The sequence below is a fragment of the Pantoea phytostimulans genome (genome assembly GCF_046118715.1).
GTDB classification, from domain to species: Bacteria; Pseudomonadota; Gammaproteobacteria; order Enterobacterales; family Enterobacteriaceae; genus Pantoea; species Pantoea phytostimulans.
Window position 1 is genome coordinate 2,805,937 of the sequence record NZ_CP173698.1, and the last position, 20,980, is coordinate 2,826,916.

The following is a 20,980-nucleotide window of genomic DNA, read 5'->3' on the forward strand; positions in this document are numbered from 1 at the left end:
TGTTGCAGGGTTGTGAGACAGATCGCAGGAAAAGCCTGATTAAAAGGGGAATCTACTGAAATGAAATGAAATTTTTCATATGGCAGTGAAGCCTACCGGGCGTTCCACTTTACGGCGTGACAAAAACGATCAAAGGCCCGTTCTGGCGTTAAATTTGATCTCACTCGCAAAATGAAATGTTTCTTCTGTAATCGTGTTTTATGAAAAATATATTTGTTTATAATCGCTTCACGTTTCAATTACCCCCGGTCGCCTTTTCCGAGGTTCTACATCGCCTACCGCGCTCGGATTTCAGGCACCACCAGCATGTAAAGGAAGAGCATATGGGCACAATCAGACTGACCACTGCACAGGCGCTGGTTAAATTTCTTGATAACCAATTCATTGATGTTGATGGCGTTGAGACGAAGTTTGTCAAAGGCATCTTCGCCATCTTCGGTCATGGCAACGTTCTGGGTTTGGGTCAGGCGCTGGAGCAGGATAGCGGCGATCTGGTAGTGCATCAGGGACGTAACGAACAAGGCATGGCGCATGCTGCGACGGGTTTTGCTAAGCAATCGCTGCGTCGTCAAATCATTGCTTGCACCTCTTCCGTTGGGCCGGGTGCGGCAAACATGATTACCGCCGCCGCTACCGCCACGGCAAACCGTATTCCTCTGCTGCTGCTGCCGGGCGACGTGTTCGCGACCCGCCAGCCCGATCCGGTGCTGCAACAAATTGAACAAGCGCACGATCTCAGCATCAGCACCAATGACGCCTTCCGCGCCGTCAGCAAATACTGGGACCGTGTCAGCCGCCCAGAACAGCTGATGACCGCCTGCATCAATGCGATGCGCGTGCTCACCGATCCGGCAGAAACCGGCGCGGTGACAATCTCTCTGCCACAAGATGTACAAGGCGAAGCCTGGGATTACCCGGAATATTTCTTCCAAAAACGTGTTCATCGTCTCGATCGCCGCTTACCCACCGCGGCACAGTTAGAAGATGCCCTTTCGCTGATTGTGCGTAAACGCAAGCCAATCATTGTTTGTGGCGGTGGCGTGAAATACTCCGAAGCGGGCGAAGCGCTGCGTCAGTTTGCTGAACGCTATCAAATCCCTTTTGCTGAAACCCAGGCGGGTAAAGGCACAATCATTTCCGATCATCCGCTCAACGTGGGCGGTGTCGGCGAAACCGGCTGTCTGGCCGCCAACTTGCTGGCGAAAGAGGCTGATTTGGTGATTGGCGTGGGGACGCGCTACACCGATTTCACCACCGCATCGAAATGGATTTTCCAGAACCCCGAGGTCAGCTTCCTCAACGTTAACGTCAGTAATTTCGACAGCTACAAGTTAGATGGCGTGCAGTTGCTAGCGGATGCGCGTGAAGGATTAACGGCGCTGAGCGCGGCGCTGGTTTCCCAAAATTACAGCAACGATTGGGGCAACCAAATCGAGCAGGCTCAAAGCAAACTGCTGAAAGAGACGCAGCGTGTTTATCAGGTTGAATACAGCGAAGGCTTTACCCCAGAAATTGCCGATCACATCGATCGCGAAGCGGTATTTGCTGAGTTCAACCGTTTGACACAATCCCTGCTCACGCAAAGCAGCGTGCTCGGCACCTTAAACGAGCAGCTCCCAAAGGATGCAGTGATTGTGGCAGCCGCGGGCAGCTTGCCGGGCGACCTGCAACGCGTGTGGCGCACCAAAGATTACAACGCGTACCACGTTGAGTACGGCTATTCCTGCATGGGTTATGAAGTGAATGCCGCACTGGGCGTCAAACTGGCGCAGCCGCAGCGTGAAGTTTACGCGCTGGTCGGTGATGGTTCATTCATGATGCTGCACTCCGAGCTGGTCACATCCATTCAGGAAGGCGCCAAAATCAACGTGGTGCTGTTGGATAACATGACCAACGGCTGCATCAATAACCTGCAAATGGAACACGGCATGGATAGCTTCACCACCGAATTCCGCTTCCGTAACCCGGAAGGTGGCAAGCTGGATGGGGGTTTTGTCCCGGTTGATTTTGCTTCTATTGCCGCCGGTTACGGCTGCAAAACCTATCGTGTGACCACGCTGGATCAGCTCAAAGCGGCGCTGGAAGATGCGAAGAAGCAGACGGTATCGACGCTCATTGATATTAAAGTCTTACCAAAAACCATGATTCATAAGTACTTCAGCTGGTGGCACGTGGGCGTGGCGCAGACGTCGGATTCAGAACGCACCCAAAGCGTCGCCGACAGCCTAAACGCGCACCTGGATCAAGCCCGTAAGTATTAATCTCAGGGCCGGTTCCCGGCCCCTTTCTCTTATCCGAATGAACCCTACAGGTATAATTATGACTTTGAAACTTGGCGTAATCGGTACAGGTGCAATTGGTCAGGAACACATTCGCCGCTGCAATAACGTGCTGCAGGGTGCGAAAGTGGTCGCCGTATCTGACATCAACGTTGATGGCGCACGCGCAGCGTTGCAACGCCTGAATATCGAAGCAGAAGTCTATCAAGATGGTCATCAGGTGATTCAATCGCCTGAAGTCGACGCCATATTAGTGACTTCATGGGATCCGACTCATGAAGAGTTTACCCTGGCTGCGATTGCTGCCGGTAAACCGGTGTTCTGTGAAAAGCCGCTGGCAATGAGCGCTGAAGGCTGCCGTCACGTGGTAGAGGCGGAGATCAAACACGGCAAGCGTCTGGTGCAGGTAGGCTTTATGCGCCCTTACGATTCTGGTTATCGCGCCCTGAAAAAGGTGATTACCGATGGTGAAATTGGCGAACCGCTGATGCTGCATTGCGCCCATCGCAACCCAACGGTGCCGGAAAATTACACCACCGATATGGCGATTACTAACACCGTGATTCACGAACTGGATGTGCTGCGCTGGCTGACCAACGACGATTATAAAAGCGTGCAGGTGGTCTTCCCACGCGTGACGTCGAAGAGCCACGCCAAATTGAAAGATCCGCAAATTGTGCTGTTTGAAACGCAAAAAGGCGTGCGCATCGACGTGGAAATTTTTGTTAACTGCGCTTACGGCTACGACATTCAGTGTGAAGTGGTTGGCGAAACCGGTATTGCCAAACTGCCTGAGCCCTCTTCTGTTCAGCTGCGTAAAGATGCCAAACTTTCGAATACCATTTTGGTCGACTGGAAAGATCGTTTTATTGATGCCTATGACGTTGAGCTGCAGGCGTTCATCAATGATGTGAAAGCGGGCCAGTTAACGGGCCCCTCAGCCTGGGATGGCTTTGCTGCTTCCGTTGCTGCCGATGCGTGCCTGAAGGCGCAAAACAGCGGCGCGATTGAGCCAGTAGAAATGCCGCCGCGTCCTGATTTTTATAACCACTGATCCCGCGCTTTCATTGTGGGCGGCACTGGCCCGCCCTTATCAAAAGGATTACAAGATGAACAAAGATAACGTGAAGCTGGCAATAGCGCCGATCGGTTGGACCAATGATGATATGCCTGATTTGGGCAGTGAAAATACTTTTCAGCAGACGGTGAGTGAGATGGCGCTGGCAGGATTTACTGGCAGCGAAGTGGGCAGCAAATACCCGCGCGATCCGGCAATTTTAAAGCCGATGCTGGATATTCGTGGCATTGAGATCTGTAACGCCTGGTTCAGCACCTTTTTTGCCAACGGCGACAAAGCTAAAACCATCGACGAGTTTGTGAACCACATGAACTTCTTGCACGCGATGGGTGCACGTGTCATTGGCTGCTCTGAGCAGAGCAAAAGTATTCAGGGCACCACGCTGGCGGTGCTGGAAGAGAAGCCTGTTTTCACCGATGAAGAGTGGCGTTTAACGGCGGAAGGTTATAACGAGCTGGCGGTTATCGCAGCTGAAAAAGGCATGCGCGTTACGCTGCATCATCATATGGGAACCGGCATTCAGACCACTGAAGAGATTGACCGTTTCATGGCGCTGACCAACGAAAACGTCGGTCTGTTGTATGACACTGGCCATGTTTACTACTCAGAAGGCTCACAAGAGAAGATGCTGGCAGTGCTGAAAAAATACCTGCCGCGTATCTTCCACGTCCATCTGAAAGATGTGCGCGATGACGTAGTGGCAGAGGTGCGTCAAAATAAACTCTCTTTCCTCGATGGGGTGAAAAAAGGCACGTTTACCGTACCCGGCGACGGCGTGATTGACTTCAAACCGGTGTTCAAAATCCTCGACGATTACGGCTACAAAGGTTGGATGGTGGTAGAAGCGGAGCAAGATCCCGCGCTGGCTAATCCCTTTGAATATGCAGTGAAAGCGCGCAAATACATTCGCGAAAATGCAGGTTTGTAACGTTTAATCCTTCTTTAACCTGAAATCTGATCGTAATAAAATGGTGGAGATGTCGTGCTTCGTCACGCATCTCCACGGATTCTGTGAGGTATTTCATAAACCCATGAAATAAAGCCCTCATTACACGCAAAGAAATGAAATTTTCCATCCATCTGGTACTATAGCGCTCATTATCCAGCCATTATTCTTATTAAACGGGCAGAAGTAATGACCAATAATCCCACCCAACTTTCCTTGCTGCAGGACGATATTCGTCGCCGCTATGAAACACTGAGCAAGCGTCTAAAACAGGTCGCTCGTTATATCCTTGATAACAGTAACAGCATTGCTTTTGATACCGTGGCTTCCATCGCATCCCAAGCGGATGTACCGCCTTCCACACTGATTCGCTTTGCCAATGCGTTTGGCTTCAGCGGGTTCAACGAAATGAAACAAGTTTTCCGTCAGCATCTGATGGAAGAAACGGTGAACTATACCGAGCGCGCCCGCCTGTTTCGTCAAACCTCTACCGATGACAGCGCCAGCGCACCAGAAAGCCCAGCCGAAATCCTTAACGTTTTCACTATGGTAAACAGCCAGGCATTGCAGCAGCTGGCGATGCAGGTGAATCCGGACCAGTTAAATAAAGCCGTTAAGCTGCTTAATGAAGCTGAAAACATTTACGTTATTGGCCTGCGCCGCTCGTTTAGCGTGGCGTCCTATCTGGTTTATGCTCTGCGCCACCTTGAACGTCGTGCCTTCCTGATTGATGGTCTGGGTGGGATGTTCACCGAGCAGCTCAGCCTGGTAAACCCGAAAGATGTGGTGATCGCCATTAGCTATTCACCTTACGCACGTGAAGCCGTTGAAGTGGTTGAATTAGGGGCTAAACGCGGCGCGCATCAAATCGCCATTACCGACAGCCAGGTCAGTCCGCTGGCCGCTTTCAGCGATGTCTGCTTCGTGGTACGTGAAGCGCAGGTTGATGGTTTCCGTTCTCAGGTCGCTTCGTTGTGCCTGGCGCAGACGTTGGCCGTTTCGCTTGCCTTGAATAATGCGGATAAGAATGTCGAAAAGAAGTCATAACTGATTAGAGATCATTGCTGAGCAGGGTGTTTTATCAAACATTCGCGTTCAGGCATAAAAAAGGCAGCCATTTCAAGGCTGCCTTTTTGTTTTCCGCCATTATTTGCTGCGCGGATAGTCATCGCTGTTTACCCAGACGTGATCTTTCTCCCAGGTAAACTTCCACAAACGTTCCGGGCCAGCCATCACGTTGAGGTAATAGTTGTTATACCCCGCCAGAGTCGCGACCGGATGATAACCGCGCGGCACAGTAACCACATCGCGGTTATAGGGCGCCATGCACTCATCCAGCGAGCGATCTTCGGTATAAACGCGCTGCATCGCAAATCCACGCTCTGGATCGAAACGGTGATAATAGGTCTCTTCCAGATAGGTTTCGTTTTCGCTGTTTTCCTGATCGTGCTTGTGGCTTGGATATGAGCTGGTGTCGCCCTCATCGGTATACACTTCCACGACCAGCAGGCTGTCGGCGGGTTCATTATCCGGCAGAATATTATGTACCAGGCGTTTATTGCGCCCTTTTCCGCGCTGTTCAACGCCGACGTCAGCGGGCGCAATCAGGCGAGCCGGTAAACTGCCCTGACTTGGCGCATTACATACCGCCAGCTCAAGATCGCTGTCCGCCTGAATCTCGACTTCATCGTTGTGCGGCACATACACCGAATAGGGGGGAACGCGTTCAAAGGGTGACATGCGTTTGCCGATGCCAGGAAACTCAGCGTGGCGCGTTTTCACTGATGCCAGCCCCGCCACTAACACTAAACAAAGCTCTTTTTCACCGCTGCTCAGACGCAGGATTTCTCCCTTTTTCAGCAGGTAAGCGTCAAAGCCAACATAACGCCAGCCTGCACTTTCCGGGGTGACATGCTGAATACGTCCCTGGCTGTCAGGCTGTTGTGCTTTAGAAAGTAAAGACATCCTAATCCTCCTTCTCCGTCATCATTCAAGCGACAACTGCGTTAATAGCGTCTGTTTACCTCTATCAAGGATTGAGGATGCAAACGCATGTTCCACTGCTGTCGCCTGAAGGTTTTCGGGTATAAAAATGAATTAGCCCAGCGTCGGCATGCTGAATTCAGAAACGGTTTGCTGACCACTCGGCCAACGGGCGGTTGCGGTTTTCATGCGGGTATAGAAGCGTACGCCGTCTGGGCCGTGCACGTTCAATGCACCAAAGACCGAACGTTTCCAGCCGCCAAAGCTGTGGAAGGCCATCGGCACAGGAACCGGTACGTTAACACCCACCATGCCCGCTTCAACATCCTGCACAAATTCGCGCGCGGTATTGCCGTTGCTGGTAAAGATAGCGCTGCCGTTGCCAAATTCGTGGCTGTTAACCAGTTTCAGTGCGCTGTCGTAATCAGGCGCGCGCATAATGCTCAGCACCGGTCCAAAAATTTCTTCACGCCAGATCACCATGTCAGACGTCACGTTGTCGAACAGCGTGCCGCCAACGTAATAACCTTCAGCATGGCCAGGCACCTGGAAGTTACGGCCATCCACCACCAGTTTTGCACCTTCCTGCTCGCCTTTATCTATGTAGCCAAGCACTTTTTTCTGATGTGCCGCAGAAACCACCGGCCCCATCTCATTCTCTTCTGAACCTTTGTTGATGCCAGGGCCGACACGCAGCGCTTTCACCAGCGGAGTCAGGCTCGCAATTAACTTATCAGCCGTATCATCGCCAACAGCAACCACAACTGGCAACGCCATGCAGCGTTCGCCTGCGGATCCAAACGCGCCGCCCATGATGGCGTTCACGGTGGCATCCAGATCGGCATCCGGCATCACAATAGCGTGGTTTTTCGCTGCACCAAACGCCTGAACGCGTTTGCCGTGGGCGCTGGCTGTTTTATAGATATGTTCTGCGACGCCGGAAGAACCCACAAAGCTAACAGCAGCGATGCGTGGATCTTTATACAACTGCTCTGCATCGTCGTTGGAACTGTGAACCACATTAAAGACACCGTCCGGCAGACCCGCTTCGGTCAGCAGTTCTGCCATGCGAACAGCGGCAGAAGGATCGAGTGCAGCCGGCTTAAGAATGAAGGTATTACCGCACGCCAGCGCGATAGGGAACATCCATAACGGCACCATCGCCGGGAAGTTGAACGGGGTAATACCCGCCACAACACCCACCGGCTGCATCAGCGAGAAGCTGTCAACGCCAGTGCCGACGTTAGCCGAATATTCGCCTTTAATCAGGTGTGGAATACCGCAGGCAAATTCAATCACTTCGATGCCGCGCGTCAGTTCGCCCAGCGCATCTGACCAGACTTTACCGTGTTCAGAGACGATCAATGCCGCCAGCTCATCGCGATGTTGTTCCATCAATGCTTTAAAATTGAACAGCACGCGCGCACGACGTAGCGGAGAGGTTTTTGACCAGGCTGGAAAGGCATTGTGTGCAACTTCAATCGCCTGAGCGACTTCATCAGCGGTACTTTGCGTCAGTTCGCGGACCACTTTGCCGGTTGCCGGATCATAAACAGGAATGGTTTCGTTGCTGGCGCTGTGGGTGGTTTTACCGCCAATAAAGTTTCCTACGATATTCATGTTGTTGCCTCTTTGAATGTTTACGTTCCCTGCAGACTGCGCGTGCTGGAAGTCACGTTGCCTGATCAGGCGAAGCCTAAAGCGTGTTATGAAGCTATTACAGTGGAACAAATTTTTCAAATAGTTCTTTTTGGAAAATTTCTTTTTAGCGGCACAGATCGCATTTTTCTTCGCGGCTTTGCGTGTTGGCATCAAAATGCATTTTAGCCAGTGATAATGCGCCTCCAGCAGCGGCAGCAGTGCCATAAAATCTTATGTGTTTTTTCAAAGAAACAGGGTGGAGGAGCTGTGCTATGGAACGAAATATGAAATTATTGCGAAGCAGATCTAATAATACGCATTCCATTATTCACTATTAATGAAATAAATGTTTTCTTTGCTGCATCTTATCTCCCCTAACAGGAGCCGCAGCATGGCCATTGATCCCACTCGTTTCTGTATTAACCGAAAAATTGCCCCTGCCCTTTCGCTGGAAGCCTTCTTCCAGTTAGTACAGCGCCTGGGATTAAGCAAAGTAGAGCTGCGTAATGACATGCCGAGCGGCAAAGTGACAGATGATTTATCACCTGAACAACTGCGCGCGCTTACCGAGAAATATCATATTGAAATTGTCACTATTAATGCGCTTTATCCCTTTAACCGTGCCGACGATGCGCTGTTGGAAAAAGCGGAGGCGCTGTTAAAAGAGGCGAAAAGTATCGGTGCGAAAGCCTTGGTGATGTGCCCACTGAACGAAGGCGTTGCCATCTCACCTCAGCAGACGCTGGAAGCGATGCAGAAACTCGCGCCGCGTTTTGAACATTATGGCGTGCAGGGTTTAGTTGAGCCGCTGGGTTTCCCGATCAGTTCGCTGCGTTCTGCCGTACAGGCACAGCAGTTGATTCGTGATGCCAACGTACCGTTTAAACTGCTGCTGGATACTTTCCACCACCATCTGTATGAAAATGCCGAACAAGAATTTCCGGCAGAGATTGATGTTAACCAGATTGGCCTGGTGCACTTGTCCGGCGTGGAAGATACCCGCCCAACGGCTGAGTTGACCGACGAAGAACGCATCATGTTGAGTGATCACGATGTGTTGAACAGCGTGGCGCAGGTGAAGCGCCTGGAGATGCTTGGTTATAAAGGTGTCTACGCGTTTGAGCCTTTCTCATCCGAACTAAACCGCTGGACGCCAACCGAAATAGAACGCCAAATTCGTTTCAGTATCGAACTGCTACAAGCCTAATCCCCTGCGCGGCGCTGACGTCTTTGCGCCGCGTGACCTTACCCTTATCTGTGTCTTGTGACACATTTTTTGGCCTCGGTCGGAGGCCGCTTTTTTACTTTTCCTCTCTTTCACTCTTCAGCGCGGTGGGCTGATGACGAATCATGCGTAATGTGCAAAACAGCGCAAAGCAGACCAACAGCGCGGTGAGCAGATAGACCAGCGGCACACCTGCGTAGCTCATGATAAACCCGGCAATTGGCCCGGTGATCCCCAGAGATAAATCCATAAACGCCGTGTAGGTTGCTAACGCGCTGCCCTGATTTTGCTGCGGCACCACTTTTACCGCCACCACGCCAATTGCCGGGAATACCAGCGAGAAGCCTGCGCCGGTGAGAAACGCCCCCGCTTTTGCCATCCAGGGCTCAAATGCGCCCGCCACCAGAAACAGACCAACCGCTTCCACTGCCAGGCAAACGCTGGCAACGCGCAGTCCACCGTGACGAGTAATCGCATTGGGAAACAGCAAGCGTGCACCGACAAAAGCGGCACTAAACAGCGTGAGCGCAAAGGCGGCACCTTCCCAGCCTTTCGCCTTGTAGAACAGCGTAATAAAGGTCGCAATAACGCCGAAGCCCGCGGATCCCATCGCCAGGATCAGGCCAAATCCATACACTTTTCCCAACACGGCGCGAAACGGCAGTGGCCTGCCTTTGCTCGCTTTTACCGCTGGGCGCGGTATTGCCAAAGCAATGGCGACCACAGAAATAGTGATAATAATGGCGGAGAGCCACAATAAGCCGCCCATACGAAAAATCATGACGCCGAGCGGCGCACCAATCGCCATCGCGCCATAGGTGACGATGCCATTCCAGGATATTACCCGACCAATATGCAGCGAGCCGACGCGCGCCACGCCCCATAGCGAGGTGCCCGTTCCCGAGAAACTTTGGCCCACGCCAAGAATTAATCGTCCCACACACAGCAACACCAGGCTCAACGTTGGTGTGCTGAGCGTCAATGCTGCCGCCAAAATGCATAACCCGCTGATCAAACACCCCACCAACCCCCAAACCACCACTTTTTTTGGTCCCCAGAGATCGGCGTATCGTCCAGCATGCGGACGACTCAGCAGCGTGGCGAGATACTGCAAGCTGATGACTAATCCCGCCCAAAAAGCGCTGTAGCCGAGCGTGTCGTTGACAAAACCCGGCAGCACCGCTAACGGTAAACCGATAGTGAGATAAGTAGCAAAGTTGTACATCACAATGGAGATAATCAGGAGGGTAATCTGCGAATGACGGGGTGCAGATTGCGCTGCGGGTTGGTCTGGCATGAGTGATTGCGCTCGTCTTTAGCTGAATTTTTTAGGCTCAAGAAATGACTATACCTTAAATAATTCGGATTGCGGCAAGGCGGTGGCTGATCGGCCCCGCTTACAGACAACAATAGAGAGGAGGTTCGCTATTGTGCTCTGCGAGCGGTTTACCGTACCGATTTGCGTCAGCGGCAACGCAAACCATCACGATTTTATCTGGCGACAGTGTGAACAGGGTGTGGTGGGACAATAGCGGCAGTCACATTGCTTTCCCGTCTGACATTGATAGTGGGCGCGCGGGCATGACTGCGTCGCCACGTGAGTGAGCTCTTACCGTTTCTCTGATAAATCAGTTTGTTAATCCGGCTTAGGCTACACTTCTCTCAGCCAATTTTATTTCAGGAGAGGGAATGAGCGAGCTACAGCAGGAAAAAATTGGGCAAAATATTCTGATTAAACTGGCGATGCTGGTCATCGTTCTGGCGGGTATCCGCGCAGCTTCCGATATTCTGGTTCCGCTGTTACTCGCGGCCTTCTTCGCTATTGTGCTTAATCCGTTGGTGACGATGTTGATGCGGCGCGGGTTACGTCGTGGAGTGGCGATCACCTTGGTTATTACGGTGATTATGTTGGTGATGTTGCTGCTCATCGCGGTAATAGCCAGTTCGGTGAGTGAATTTTCGGATATCTATCCGCAATTACGCGCCACCCTGGAACAGAAAATGACGGTTGTGCAGCATTTAGCAGCGCAGTTTCACCTTAATATCTCCACCGAGTCTCTGGTACAACGCTTCGATCCCAGCATGATGATGAATCTGGCCACCAGTGCGCTAACCCGTTTTTCCGGTGCCATGACCAATATTGTGCTGCTGGTTCTGACGGTGGTTTTCATGCTGTTTGAAGTCCACCATCTGCCTTACAAAATGCGTAACGCACTGGTCAATCCCAAAATACGCATCGCGGGATTGCACAAAGCATTGAAAGGCGTCACGCATTATCTGGCATTAAAAACGCTGGTTAGCTTAGTTACCGGCGTTGCCGTCTGGCTCAGCTTAGTGTTGCTGGGCGTGAAGTTCGCGCTGCTGTGGGGCGTGGTGGCGTTTATTCTCAACTTCATTCCTAACATCGGTCCAATCCTTGCGGGTATTCCACCGTTTATTCAGGCGCTGCTGCTGAACAGCCTCTTTGATGCCGTGATGGTGGCGGCGCTGTTCTCTGCCATTCACATGGTGTTCGGCAATATGCTGGAACCGCGCCTGATGGGGCGTGGACTGGGTTTATCAACGCTGGTGGTCTTTTTGTCGTTGATTTTTTGGGGCTGGTTGCTGGGGCCGGTCGGTATGCTGCTATCGGTGCCGCTGACCAGCATTACGAAAATATTGATGGAGACCACGCCGGGCGGTAGCCGTCTGGCGATCATGCTGGGTACCGGACGTCCCAAACGCGCGAAAGGATTAACCAAGTAAACGCTGCTGCACGTGTTGTAGATGCTTTTCCATCGTCGCACGTGCAGCGGTTTCATCACCCGCGACAATCGCCTCGGCAATGTGCTGATGATCCTCATTCATTTCTTGGGCAAATGCGTTATCTGCGTAGTGCCGCTCCAACCGTTTAAAATGCGGACTTTGACGCTTGTTCCAGAGATATTCCATCATGTCGCGCAGCAGATCGTTGCCGCTCATTTCGCTGATTAACAGATGAAATTGTTTATCTTGCTCCAGAAACGCGGCGTCATTTTCATTAAACTGCTGCAATTCTGCTGTCAACGCCAGCAAGGCGGCGCGCTGTTGTGCAGTGCCATGACGCGCTGCAAAGGCAGCTAACATCCCTTCAAAAGCTTCACGCGCCTGAAGCAGGTCGTGCAGACTGAAGCTTTCTGTTTCTCTGATGTCATTTTTTATGCCGCCCTGCGGCAGCGCTTGCGCCACATAAATGCCATTTCCGGTACGGATATCCACCCAGCCCGTCATTTCCAAAACAATTAAGGCTTCGCGTACCGATGAGCGACTCACACCAAGTTGCTTCGCCAGCTCACGTTCCGCAGGCAATAATCCGCCCGGCACAAATTCGCCCTTTTTAATGCTGTCCATAATCGCGTTAGCGATTTGACGATATAAACGTTCTGCTTTCAGTACAGGTAGCGCCATCTCTTTCTCCTTTGCGTGCGCAGAAGACCGACGTGTCGCAGCGCTCACATTTTTTCATGCTGCGATCCCGATCACGGCCTTTTATAGCGCACTATCTTACTCTTGGTCCAGCGGCCTGACCACTGGGCCAAATCACAAAGGGAGTGAAAATGGAACACACTTGGCGTTGGTATGGCCCGAACGATCCGGTTTCTCTGGATGATGCACGTCAGGCGGGTGCAACAGGCATTGTGACCGCGCTGCATCACATTGCGAATGGCGAAGTCTGGCCGGTGGAAGAGATCAAAGCGCGTCAGGCGTTACTGGCGGAAAAAGGCTTGATCTGGTCGGTGGTCGAAAGCATTCCGGTGCACGAATCCATTAAAACCCAGCGCGGCGATTATGCGCGTTACATCGCTAACTATCAGCAATCGATCCGCAATCTGGCGACCTGTGGCATTGATACGGTGTGCTACAACTTCATGCCGGTACTCGACTGGACGCGAACCGATCTGGCGTGGGAATTGCCCGATGGCGCAAAAGCCCTGCGCTTTGATGCGGATGCTTTTGCCGCCTTTGAACTGTTTCTGCTGCAACGTCCCGGTGCCGAAAAAGATTACAGTGCTGAAGAGCAGCAAGCTGCTGCTAACCGCTTCGCCGCCATGAGCGAAGAGGAAAAAACCACGCTGGTACGTAATATTATTGCCGGTTTGCCAGGCGCCGAAGAGGGCTATACGCTGGAACAGTTCCAGGCGCAGCTGGCGCAATATGACGGTATCGATAAGGCCAAACTGCGTGAACACATGGCGACTTTCCTGCGTGCCATCGTGCCGGTGGCGGAAGAAGTGGGTATTAAACTGGCGGTGCATCCTGATGATCCCCCGCGCCCTATTCTCGGTTTGCCGCGCATTATTTCGACGCAGGAGGATATGCAATGGCTCAAAGAAACTGTCGACAGCCTGCATAACGGCTTCTGCTTCTGCACCGGTTCATATGGCGTGCGGGCAGACAATGCACTGGTCGAGATGGCGGAAACGTACGCTGACCGCATCAACTTTATCCATCTGCGCGCCACCAAGCGCGAAGAAAATCCCAACAGTTTCCATGAGGCGGCGCACTTGGCCGGTGACGTCGATATGGTCGGCGTGATCAAAGCGATTCTGACAGAAGAACAACGTCGCCGCCGGGCGGGGAACCAACGCGCGATTCCGATGCGTCCCGATCATGGCCACCAAATGTTAGACGATCTGCACAAGCGTACCAATCCCGGCTATTCAGCCATTGGCCGTCTGAAAGGATTAGCGGAATTGCGAGGCGTTGAAGTGGCGCTGCGCCAAACGTTTTTTCAGGATTAAAGGCCATAAAAAAGCCCCGAACAGGTTGCGCTGTTCGGGGCTTTCTTTCAGCGATTAAGGGGCTGCGTTAAATACGGTTCTATCCGTAATCGCCTGCACGTTCACGGCGTTTGGCAAAATCTTCAATTCGCTGAAGAGATTCGAGACTTCCTGCACTTTGGCAATATCGTCCGGTGTCACAGGGCGAATACCGTGGGAAATACGGGCGGTAATTTTCTGCGCATCCTGTGGTTTCAGGCGCGTTAGCTGTGCATAAACGTTGTTGTACGCTTCTGGATGGCTGATCGCCCATTTACGGGCTTTTTCGAGTCGCTGGGTGAAATCAGCAATCGCCGCACGCTTACCCGGATCGTCGAGCGATGCTTGCGTAGCAGTCACAAATGACAACGCTGTGGTAAGCCCTTTTCCATCACGCAACACGCGTCCACCCTGTTGTTCCGCAATACCTAAATAGGGATCAAACGTTGCCCAAACGCCGATTTGACCGGAGTTAAAGGCTGCACTGGCATCGGTAGGCAACACAAAACGTACCGGCACGCTGTCGCGTTTTACCCCCGCTTCATCCAACGCCTGATACAGCAAATACTGCGAGATACTGCCGCGTGCCGATGAGACCACCACTTCTTTACCCGTTAAATCTTTTACGCTGTGGATCGGCGAGTCGGCGGGAACCACCAAACCATTTGAGCCGCCATCACCAACATTGGTGGCAATTATTTTCAGCGGCACGCCGCCGGAGGCGGCCATCAATACCGGCAGGTCGCCCGCGTAAGAGGTATCAACCGCGCCCGCCCGCTGTGCTTCAAACAAAGGTGCAGCACCCTGAAAATTCGCCCAGCGGTAGTGATAAGGCGCATCTTTCATTACGTCTGCCGCTTCTACCAGCGAGCGCAGATTGCGAGCTTGATCGCCCAACACCAGCGTCACCTTACTCAAATCCTCTGCTGCCTGCGCACTGAGATTCACACTGACTAACAGGGCGACGAGCGCCACTCTGATGATTTTCATCTTTATCCCTTACAGCGCGTTACGGTTGAGCTGGCGGATGTAGGCATCCCAATGCAGTAGATATTTTTTATTGGTAATGCTGTTCTCAAACGTCTGCGCGGCTTTCTCTGCCACCGCATCCGGCAGAATCAGTAATTCAGCGCCGCCAGACTGCGCCGCAAGCTGCGCCTGGCACGCTCGCTCAAGGTAATAAAGGTTGTAGAAAGCTTCTTCGATGCTGCCACCGCTGGTCAGCAAGCCATGATTGCGCAGGATCAGCGCATTGAGAGAACCGAGGTCGGCGACGATGCGCTGCTGTTCATCCAGATCGAGGGCGATACCTTCATAATCGTGGTAACCCACGCGCTGGTGAAAACGGGTGCTGTGCTGAGAAATCATCAGCAAACCCTGTTTTTGTGCCGATACGCCAATTCCTGCGGCGGTGTGGGTATGCATTACCGCATGTGCATCTGGGCGCGCACGATGAATAGCACTGTGAATAACAAATCCCGCAGGGTTAATTCCCAGCCCTGTTGGGTCGTCAATAATATTGCCGTCAATATCAATCTTCACCAACGTTTCAGGCCGAATTTCATCAAACGTTTGCCCATAAGCATTGATAAGAAAGTGGGGTTGATCGCCCGGCACACGCAGCGAAAAATGGGTGTAGATGTGATCGGTCCAACGGAGTTTTGCGGCTAATACGTAGGCTTGTGAGAGCTTAACGCGAGCCTGCCATTCGGCATCGCTTACGCGCTGTTGTAAGGAAGTTGAGGTCAGAATTGCCGTGCTCATGTCCGCTCCTTGTTGCTGAATATGTGCTTGCGGTCATCGTGACACAGCCTTTTCACGTCAGGGAAATGCCAAAAACGGCAAAACATTGTCAATATTTGCAATGAACGGTCGATAATTGACCTTAATCAGTTTTGATCTTAATCAAAACGCTACCCTGCATCGCCCGAGGACATGCTATGCTGCGCTGACTCATTAGCACCTCCTCAATATGGATCACCTTTAGAGGATTTTGCGGTGCCGCCACTGAAACGAAAACGTGATTACGCCAGGCTCATCATTCTCCTCGCTGGCGCATTGCCATTGATTCTTGGCACTATTTTTACCGTTATCGATGCTCACCATACGGTCCGCCAGCAACAGGTGAGCGCCGCAAAAACGCTTTTGTCTCAGGCCGAAAAAATGAGCGATAGCGGCTGGGATATGATCACTTCTCTGCGTAAATACCATTACCAACCTTGCAACCAAATCGAAGATAAATTACAGCTTGCAGGCACGCTAAGTGCCTATTTCAGGGCTATTGGGAAGTTAAAGGATGACAGGGTGGCCTGCTCATCCGCGTATGGCTTAAACCCGGGTTCGCTCAAAGAGATGATCATGCGCGATCCGCCGGTAACAGGCCGCGCCTGGTGGAGTTTGTCGATTGCCGGCACTGCAGGCGTGCCCAATCGCCCTGCGGTGATCTTTGTGCGCCAATTGCCAGACGGTGAAGGCTTTTGGGCGGTGATTGATGGTCAATACTTGATGGATTTCATGGAGGCCATCGGTGAATCGCGCAGTTATCAGCTCTCAATGCGTTTCAACGACGGCGCGCCTATTTCTGTCGGTAAAGTTGAGACGGTGAAAAATCGTTTTTTTGATGCTCAAACCTATCAGACGACCTCATTGCGCTACCCGATTAGCGTCAATATCGTGGCACCAGGCTCTGAATTAGCCCGTGCCTGGCGTCAGGTTCTGTTTGTCTTTCTGCCGATGGCTGCCATTTTTTCAATTCTGTTGATGATCCTTACCGCTAACTGGCTGCAACGGCGGATATCATGGCGCGATGAGATACGCCGCGCCATTAATGGCCGCCAGTTTACCGTGCATTATCAACCGGTTTACAACGACCAACTGCAGCGCTGCTCCGGTGCCGAAGCATTAATGCGCTGGACGTTGCCTAACGGCACCGTGATCCGTCCCGATATTTTTATCAGCGCGGCTGAAGCCGAAGGCATGATTGTGCCGCTAACACGCCACTTAATAGAATTAATCGCTGAAGATGTGCAGGATTGGGAAGTTGAGCCGGGTTTTCATTTAGCCATTAACGTGGCCGCTGAACATTTACAGCATCCTGAATTCGTCAGCGATATGCTGCAATTTGTCGAAAAAGTAAAGCATCAACAATTTGTTATTACGCTGGAATTAACGGAGCGCAGTCTGATTAAAGATGGCGACGCCGTGGCGCGTAAACTTGATGCGTTGCGTGAAGTCGGCATTAAGGTCGCGATTGATGATTTTGGCACCGGTCATTGCTCGCTGAGCTATTTAATGACCTTCTCGCTCGATTATTTAAAAATTGATCGGGGTTTTATTAACGCTATTGAATCGCTGGGCGGTGAAACACCGGTACTGGACGCTATTATCAATCTCAGCTTTAAATTGCGTTTACAGGTTTTGGGTGAAGGCGTGGAAACGCCGTTACAGCTTCTTTATTTGCAACAACGCGGCGTGGTGTTTATTCAGGGCTACTATTACGCTCAGCCCATGAGTAATAGCGCGCTGAAAATCTGGCTCAAAGAAAAAGGCCCCTTGCCCATTCACGTTGAGGATCATGATGCGTCTGAATTGCACCCTTCTTGATGATTATCAGAATATCGCCTTATCACTGGCGGACTGGGAATCGCTGCAACCCGTTGTCACTTCGCGTAGCCTGCAACAACATATTGATGAACCCGACCAGCTGGTTGAGCAACTTGCCAACAGCGATATTTTAGTGGTGATGCGCGAACGCACAGCCATTGATGCGGCGCTAATAGCGCGTTTACCTGCATTAAAACTGATTGTGACCTCTGGCATGCGCAATGCCGCGATCGATCTGGCTGCTTGCCGCGAGCGTGGCATTGAAGTGTGCGGCACCAGCAGCAGCAGCGCGCCGCCAATGGAGCTGACATGGGGACTTTTACTCGCACTGGCACGGCGCATTACCGACGAGAATCAGGCGCTGCGCACCAACGGCCCTTGGCAGCAATCTCTGGGCATGACGCTGCAAGGTAAAACGCTGGGATTAGTGGGTTTAGGCAAAATAGGCAGCGCGATGGCAAAAGTCGCGCAGGCATTTGATATGAAGGTCTGTGCGTGGAGCCAGAATCTGACGGCTGAACGCGCAGCAGAATGTGGCGTAACCCAAATGCCCACGTTACAGGCGCTGCTGGCAAACAGCGATGTCGTCTCACTTCATCTGGTGCTTAGCGATCGCACGCGTAACCTACTGGACGCCAGCACGTTGGCGCACATGAAACCGGGCGCGCTGCTGGTTAATACTTCGCGTGCTGGGCTGGTTGATCAATCCGCGATGGTTGCTGCTCTCAAATCGGGGCAACTTGCGGGAGCTGCACTGGATGTATTTGAAACTGAGCCGCTTCCTGCCGATCACCCTTTGCGCAATTTGCCTAACGTCGTGGCTACGCCGCATCTGGGTTACGTCGCCGACAGCAATTATCAGGCTTACTTTGCTCAGGCGGTAGAAAATATCGCGGCGTGGCTGGATAACAAGCCGCTGCGTTCTCTACTTAAATAGTGGCGCGCGGCGCTTCATGGCGACGCGTAACGCCACTTCAACGGAATCTTCATTCCCTGCCTGCAGCGGCGCGGCGGATTGCGCCTGAAGGCGCTGATTAATCCGCTCCAGCGTCGGCATTAATTGCCCCACCAAGCGCTGATATTCATCCAGTTGAGCGCTATTTTTGCCGGTACGGGTAGAAATGTGTAGCGCTTCGCCTAATTGCTGCAATTGTCGGATGCAATCCTTGCCCTGCCTGGTCAGCCAATCGTTTGCGCGTCGAAGTAAATCATCAGGATTTTGTGCTAGCTGTTGCAGTGCTTGTTCAGCGCGATCGTCACACTGAATCCAGAACTGCGGAATCACCTTAGTAGCAGGCTTTCGTCGAGAGAGGGGCCGATAATTGATTAATTTTCTTTCTATGGTGTCAAATTGAGACAGCCAGGAGTTCTTGAAGGGCTGAAGCGATATCCGTGTCATTTATCCTCCTTACGTCATGACGCGCAGAGTATTACCGAATGTTTCAAATCTGGCAAGTTTCAATAAGCAGTCAAAATATACATTACTTTAACTTAAGATTAACCTTATTAAGCGCAGTACTGGCGCTTTTCAGCACTGCGGAAAAATCCATCAATCGTCATCAGACACCGCCATTTTTAACCCACTAGCCTGCTGCTTGTTACCCGGCCAAAACGGTCATTATCAGGTCAAACATGACAAATATCACACTAAAACGGTATACTCTGTCGCTTGAAGCGATAATTTCGACAGGAATTATTGCTTTTACCGCCAGGGGAAAAGGCACTTTTCCGGCTATGCTTAAATTTCCTCAACGCAGCGGTCTGAATGCATTTGCTCGGTTCGCGCCGTTGAGGACTTTCATGTTCCATTACAGGGTAATTCTATGAAATTGCGTAGGAAGCGTGTAAAACCAATTGGGCTTGATGATGTCACCATCATTGATGATGCCCGTTTACGTAAAGCCATCACCGCGGCATCTTTGGGCAACGCGATGGAGTGGTTTGATTTTGGTGTATACGGCTTTGTAGCCTATGCGCTGGGCAAGGTGTTCTTTCCAGATGCTTCTCCCAGTGTGCAGATGATTGCTGCGCTGGGTACGTTCTCTGTTCCTTTCTTAATTCGTCCTTTGGGCGGCTTGTTCTTCGGTAGGCTGGGCGATAAATATGGTCGCCAAAAGATTCTCTCTATTACCATTATCATCATGTCGATCAGTACGTTCTGTATCGGCCTGATACCGTCTTACGCCTCAATCGGCATTTGGGCACCTATTCTGTTGCTGTTGGCAAAAATGGCACAGGGCTTCTCGGTGGGCGGTGAATATACCGGTGCATCGATCTTCGTTGCCGAATATTCGCCGGACCGCAAACGCGGCTTCATGGGCAGCTGGCTCGACTTCGGCTCTATCGCGGGCTTTGTGTTGGGTGCAGGCTTAGTGGTGCTGATCTCCGCCATTATTGGTGAAGAGAGCTTCCTTGAATGGGGCTGGCGCTTACCGTTCTTTGTGGCGTTACCGCTGGGCATCATTGGTCTCTATCTGCGTCATGCGCTGGAAGAGACGCCGGCGTTTCAGCAGCACGTTGAAAAACTGGAACAAGGCGATCGCGAAGGCCTGCGTGACGGTCCAAAAGTCTCTTTCAAAGAGATTGCCACTAAACACTGGCGCAGCCTGCTGGCATGCGTAGGGCTGGTGATTGCAACCAACGTAACCTACTACATGTTGCTCACCTACATGCCAAGTTACCTGTCGCATAACCTGCATTACTCCGAAGATCATGGCGTATTGATCATCATCGCTATCATGATTGGTATGCTGTTCGTTCAGCCCGTCATGGGAATGTTGAGCGACCGCTTCGGTCGTCGTCCCTTTATCATCATTGGCAGTATCGCGTTACTGATCTTCGCGATTCCGGCGTTCATGTTGATTAATAGCGGCGTATTAGGATTGATTTTTGCGGGTCTGCTATTGCTTGCTGTGATTCTGAATGCTTTTACCGGCGTGATGGCATCGTCGCTGCCCGCCATGTTTCCAACGCACATCCGTTACAGTGCGTTAGCCAGCGCCTTCAACATTTCGGTACTGATTGCGGGTCTGACGCCCACCTTTGCTGCCTGGCTGGTTGAAACCACCAACAACCTTTATATGCCGGCTTACTACCTGATGGTCATCGCCGTGATTGGTTTAATTACCGGTATCTACATGAAAGAGACCGCGAACAAACCACTGAAAGGCGCTACGCCTGCGGCGTCTGACCTTAATGAAGCGCGTGAAATTCTTCAGGAACATCACGATAATATCGAGCAGAAAATCGAAGATATCGATGAAGAAATTACGCGCCTCGAAGCGAAGCGTAAAAACCTGGTGCAGCAGCACCCAGACATCAACGAGTAATCTTTTCTCTCCCGCCGCCCGGCGGGAGATTTTTTTCTGTCTCTGCTCTCCGCCGCACACAAACCTTCATCCCTTGCTGCCAAAGGGAGTAAACTATCGCCACTTTTTTATACTGGTA

Annotated in this window: 17 protein-coding genes; 10 read left to right on the forward strand and 7 right to left on the reverse strand. The window is 51.8% G+C overall.

Features of this window, described 5'->3' with window-relative positions; genetic code table 11:
• Nucleotides 1-323: 323 nt before the first annotated feature.
• The 4 genes from iolD to ACF2G4_RS13180 all read left to right on the forward strand — a co-directional run bounded on the left by iolD (nt 324) and on the right by ACF2G4_RS13180 (nt 5,350).
• Nucleotides 324-2,261: a 3D-(3,5/4)-trihydroxycyclohexane-1,2-dione acylhydrolase (decyclizing) gene (gene iolD / locus ACF2G4_RS13165; RefSeq protein WP_243079884.1), complete on the forward strand. Its 1,938-nt coding sequence runs from the start codon at nt 324-326 to the stop codon at nt 2,259-2,261.
• A 58-nt stretch (nt 2,262-2,319) separates the two neighbouring features.
• Nucleotides 2,320-3,333 (forward strand): Gfo/Idh/MocA family oxidoreductase, encoded by a 1,014-nt coding sequence (locus ACF2G4_RS13170; RefSeq protein ID WP_409074948.1) that lies wholly within the window; start codon nt 2,320-2,322, stop codon nt 3,331-3,333.
• Nucleotides 3,334-3,388: 55 nt separating this feature from the next.
• A complete protein-coding gene (iolE, locus tag ACF2G4_RS13175) occupies nt 3,389-4,285 on the forward strand; it encodes a myo-inosose-2 dehydratase (RefSeq protein ID WP_332625997.1) in 897 nt (298 codons plus the stop codon).
• Between the two features lie 207 nt (nt 4,286-4,492).
• A complete protein-coding gene (locus ACF2G4_RS13180; RefSeq protein ID WP_243079885.1) occupies nt 4,493-5,350 on the forward strand; it encodes a MurR/RpiR family transcriptional regulator in 858 nt (285 codons plus the stop codon).
• Between the two features lie 99 nt (nt 5,351-5,449).
• On the opposite strand, the gene iolB is transcribed toward ACF2G4_RS13180, so the two are convergent.
• Nucleotides 5,450-6,268 (reverse strand): 5-deoxy-glucuronate isomerase, encoded by an 819-nt coding sequence (gene iolB, locus ACF2G4_RS13185; RefSeq protein WP_409074949.1) that lies wholly within the window; start codon nt 6,266-6,268, stop codon nt 5,450-5,452.
• 132 nt (nt 6,269-6,400) lie between these two features.
• On the reverse strand, nt 6,401-7,906 hold the full coding sequence (locus tag ACF2G4_RS13190) for a CoA-acylating methylmalonate-semialdehyde dehydrogenase (RefSeq protein WP_409074950.1): 1,506 nt from the start codon (nt 7,904-7,906) through the stop codon (nt 6,401-6,403).
• 412 nt (nt 7,907-8,318) lie between these two features.
• On the opposite strand from ACF2G4_RS13190, the gene ACF2G4_RS13195 reads away from it, so the two are divergent.
• On the forward strand, nt 8,319-9,134 hold the full coding sequence (locus ACF2G4_RS13195; protein WP_215845340.1) for a TIM barrel protein: 816 nt from the start codon (nt 8,319-8,321) through the stop codon (nt 9,132-9,134).
• A gap of 94 nt (nt 9,135-9,228) precedes the next feature.
• On the opposite strand, the gene ACF2G4_RS13200 is transcribed toward ACF2G4_RS13195, so the two are convergent.
• Nucleotides 9,229-10,449 carry an MFS transporter gene (locus ACF2G4_RS13200; RefSeq protein ID WP_243079888.1) on the reverse strand — a complete coding sequence of 407 codons (1,221 nt, stop codon included), beginning with the start codon at nt 10,447-10,449 and terminating at the stop codon, nt 9,229-9,231.
• Between the two features lie 392 nt (nt 10,450-10,841).
• Between ACF2G4_RS13200 and ACF2G4_RS13205 the strand changes: the two genes are divergently transcribed.
• Nucleotides 10,842-11,897: an AI-2E family transporter gene (locus tag ACF2G4_RS13205; protein WP_243079889.1), complete on the forward strand. Its 1,056-nt coding sequence runs from the start codon at nt 10,842-10,844 to the stop codon at nt 11,895-11,897.
• On the opposite strand, the gene ACF2G4_RS13210 is transcribed toward ACF2G4_RS13205, so the two are convergent.
• On the reverse strand, nt 11,886-12,578 hold the full coding sequence (locus ACF2G4_RS13210) for a FadR/GntR family transcriptional regulator (RefSeq protein WP_409074951.1): 693 nt from the start codon (nt 12,576-12,578) through the stop codon (nt 11,886-11,888). The genes ACF2G4_RS13205 and ACF2G4_RS13210 overlap by 12 nt on opposite strands.
• Before the next feature lie 149 nt (nt 12,579-12,727).
• On the opposite strand from ACF2G4_RS13210, the gene uxuA reads away from it, so the two are divergent.
• Nucleotides 12,728-13,912, forward strand: coding sequence for a mannonate dehydratase (gene uxuA, locus ACF2G4_RS13215; RefSeq protein ID WP_243079890.1), 1,185 nt, complete (start codon nt 12,728-12,730; stop codon nt 13,910-13,912).
• A gap of 54 nt (nt 13,913-13,966) precedes the next feature.
• Here uxuA and ACF2G4_RS13220 read toward each other — a convergent pair whose 3' ends face one another.
• Both ACF2G4_RS13220 and ACF2G4_RS13225 read right to left on the reverse strand, forming a co-directional pair.
• The gene (locus ACF2G4_RS13220) at nt 13,967-14,920 is read right to left on the reverse strand and encodes an ABC transporter substrate-binding protein (RefSeq protein ID WP_215845337.1); all 954 of its coding nucleotides are present in this window, start codon (nt 14,918-14,920) and stop codon (nt 13,967-13,969) included.
• A gap of 9 nt (nt 14,921-14,929) precedes the next feature.
• Nucleotides 14,930-15,694, reverse strand: a complete 765-nt coding sequence (locus tag ACF2G4_RS13225) for a class II aldolase/adducin family protein (protein WP_243079891.1) — start codon at nt 15,692-15,694, stop codon at nt 14,930-14,932.
• Nucleotides 15,695-15,928: 234 nt separating this feature from the next.
• On the opposite strand from ACF2G4_RS13225, the gene ACF2G4_RS13230 reads away from it, so the two are divergent.
• Nucleotides 15,929-17,533: an EAL domain-containing protein gene (locus ACF2G4_RS13230; protein WP_409074952.1), complete on the forward strand. Its 1,605-nt coding sequence runs from the start codon at nt 15,929-15,931 to the stop codon at nt 17,531-17,533.
• Nucleotides 17,508-18,470 (forward strand): D-2-hydroxyacid dehydrogenase family protein, encoded by a 963-nt coding sequence (locus tag ACF2G4_RS13235; RefSeq protein ID WP_332626041.1) that lies wholly within the window; start codon nt 17,508-17,510, stop codon nt 18,468-18,470. Before ACF2G4_RS13230 ends, ACF2G4_RS13235 begins: the two co-directional genes overlap by 26 nt.
• Here ACF2G4_RS13235 and ACF2G4_RS13240 read toward each other — a convergent pair.
• A complete protein-coding gene (locus ACF2G4_RS13240; protein WP_215845334.1) occupies nt 18,459-18,932 on the reverse strand; it encodes a hypothetical protein in 474 nt (157 codons plus the stop codon). The two genes, ACF2G4_RS13235 and ACF2G4_RS13240, sit on opposite strands and share 12 nt — an antisense overlap.
• Nucleotides 18,933-19,356: 424 nt before the next feature.
• Here ACF2G4_RS13240 and proP point away from each other — a divergent pair, with 424 nt between their 5' ends.
• Entirely contained in the window at nt 19,357-20,862 is a 1,506-nt protein-coding gene (proP, locus tag ACF2G4_RS13245) for a glycine betaine/L-proline transporter ProP (RefSeq protein ID WP_215845333.1), read from the forward strand.
• Nucleotides 20,863-20,980: the final 118 nt, after the last annotated feature.

Excerpts from the sequence above, each read along its gene's own strand:
- ACF2G4_RS13180 (WP_243079885.1), top strand. The coding sequence starts at position 4,493 with ATGACCAATAATCCCACCCAACTTTCCTTGCTGCAGGACGATATTCGT.
- ACF2G4_RS13200 (WP_243079888.1), bottom strand. The coding sequence starts at position 10,449 with ATGCCAGACCAACCCGCAGCGCAATCTGCACCCCGTCATTCGCAGATT.
- ACF2G4_RS13240 (WP_215845334.1), bottom strand. The coding sequence starts at position 18,932 with ATGACACGGATATCGCTTCAGCCCTTCAAGAACTCCTGGCTGTCTCAA.
- ACF2G4_RS13220 (WP_215845337.1), bottom strand. The coding sequence starts at position 14,920 with ATGAAAATCATCAGAGTGGCGCTCGTCGCCCTGTTAGTCAGTGTGAAT.
- iolE (WP_332625997.1), top strand. The coding sequence starts at position 3,389 with ATGAACAAAGATAACGTGAAGCTGGCAATAGCGCCGATCGGTTGGACC.
- ACF2G4_RS13170 (WP_409074948.1), top strand. The coding sequence starts at position 2,320 with ATGACTTTGAAACTTGGCGTAATCGGTACAGGTGCAATTGGTCAGGAA.
- ACF2G4_RS13235 (WP_332626041.1), top strand. The coding sequence starts at position 17,508 with ATGCGTCTGAATTGCACCCTTCTTGATGATTATCAGAATATCGCCTTA.
- proP (WP_215845333.1), top strand. The coding sequence starts at position 19,357 with ATGAAATTGCGTAGGAAGCGTGTAAAACCAATTGGGCTTGATGATGTC.
- uxuA (WP_243079890.1), top strand. The coding sequence starts at position 12,728 with ATGGAACACACTTGGCGTTGGTATGGCCCGAACGATCCGGTTTCTCTG.
- iolB (WP_409074949.1), bottom strand. The coding sequence starts at position 6,268 with ATGTCTTTACTTTCTAAAGCACAACAGCCTGACAGCCAGGGACGTATT.
- ACF2G4_RS13205 (WP_243079889.1), top strand. The coding sequence starts at position 10,842 with ATGAGCGAGCTACAGCAGGAAAAAATTGGGCAAAATATTCTGATTAAA.
- ACF2G4_RS13225 (WP_243079891.1), bottom strand. The coding sequence starts at position 15,694 with ATGAGCACGGCAATTCTGACCTCAACTTCCTTACAACAGCGCGTAAGC.
- ACF2G4_RS13190 (WP_409074950.1), bottom strand. The coding sequence starts at position 7,906 with ATGAATATCGTAGGAAACTTTATTGGCGGTAAAACCACCCACAGCGCC.
- iolD (WP_243079884.1), top strand. The coding sequence starts at position 324 with ATGGGCACAATCAGACTGACCACTGCACAGGCGCTGGTTAAATTTCTT.
- ACF2G4_RS13195 (WP_215845340.1), top strand. The coding sequence starts at position 8,319 with ATGGCCATTGATCCCACTCGTTTCTGTATTAACCGAAAAATTGCCCCT.
- ACF2G4_RS13210 (WP_409074951.1), bottom strand. The coding sequence starts at position 12,578 with ATGGCGCTACCTGTACTGAAAGCAGAACGTTTATATCGTCAAATCGCT.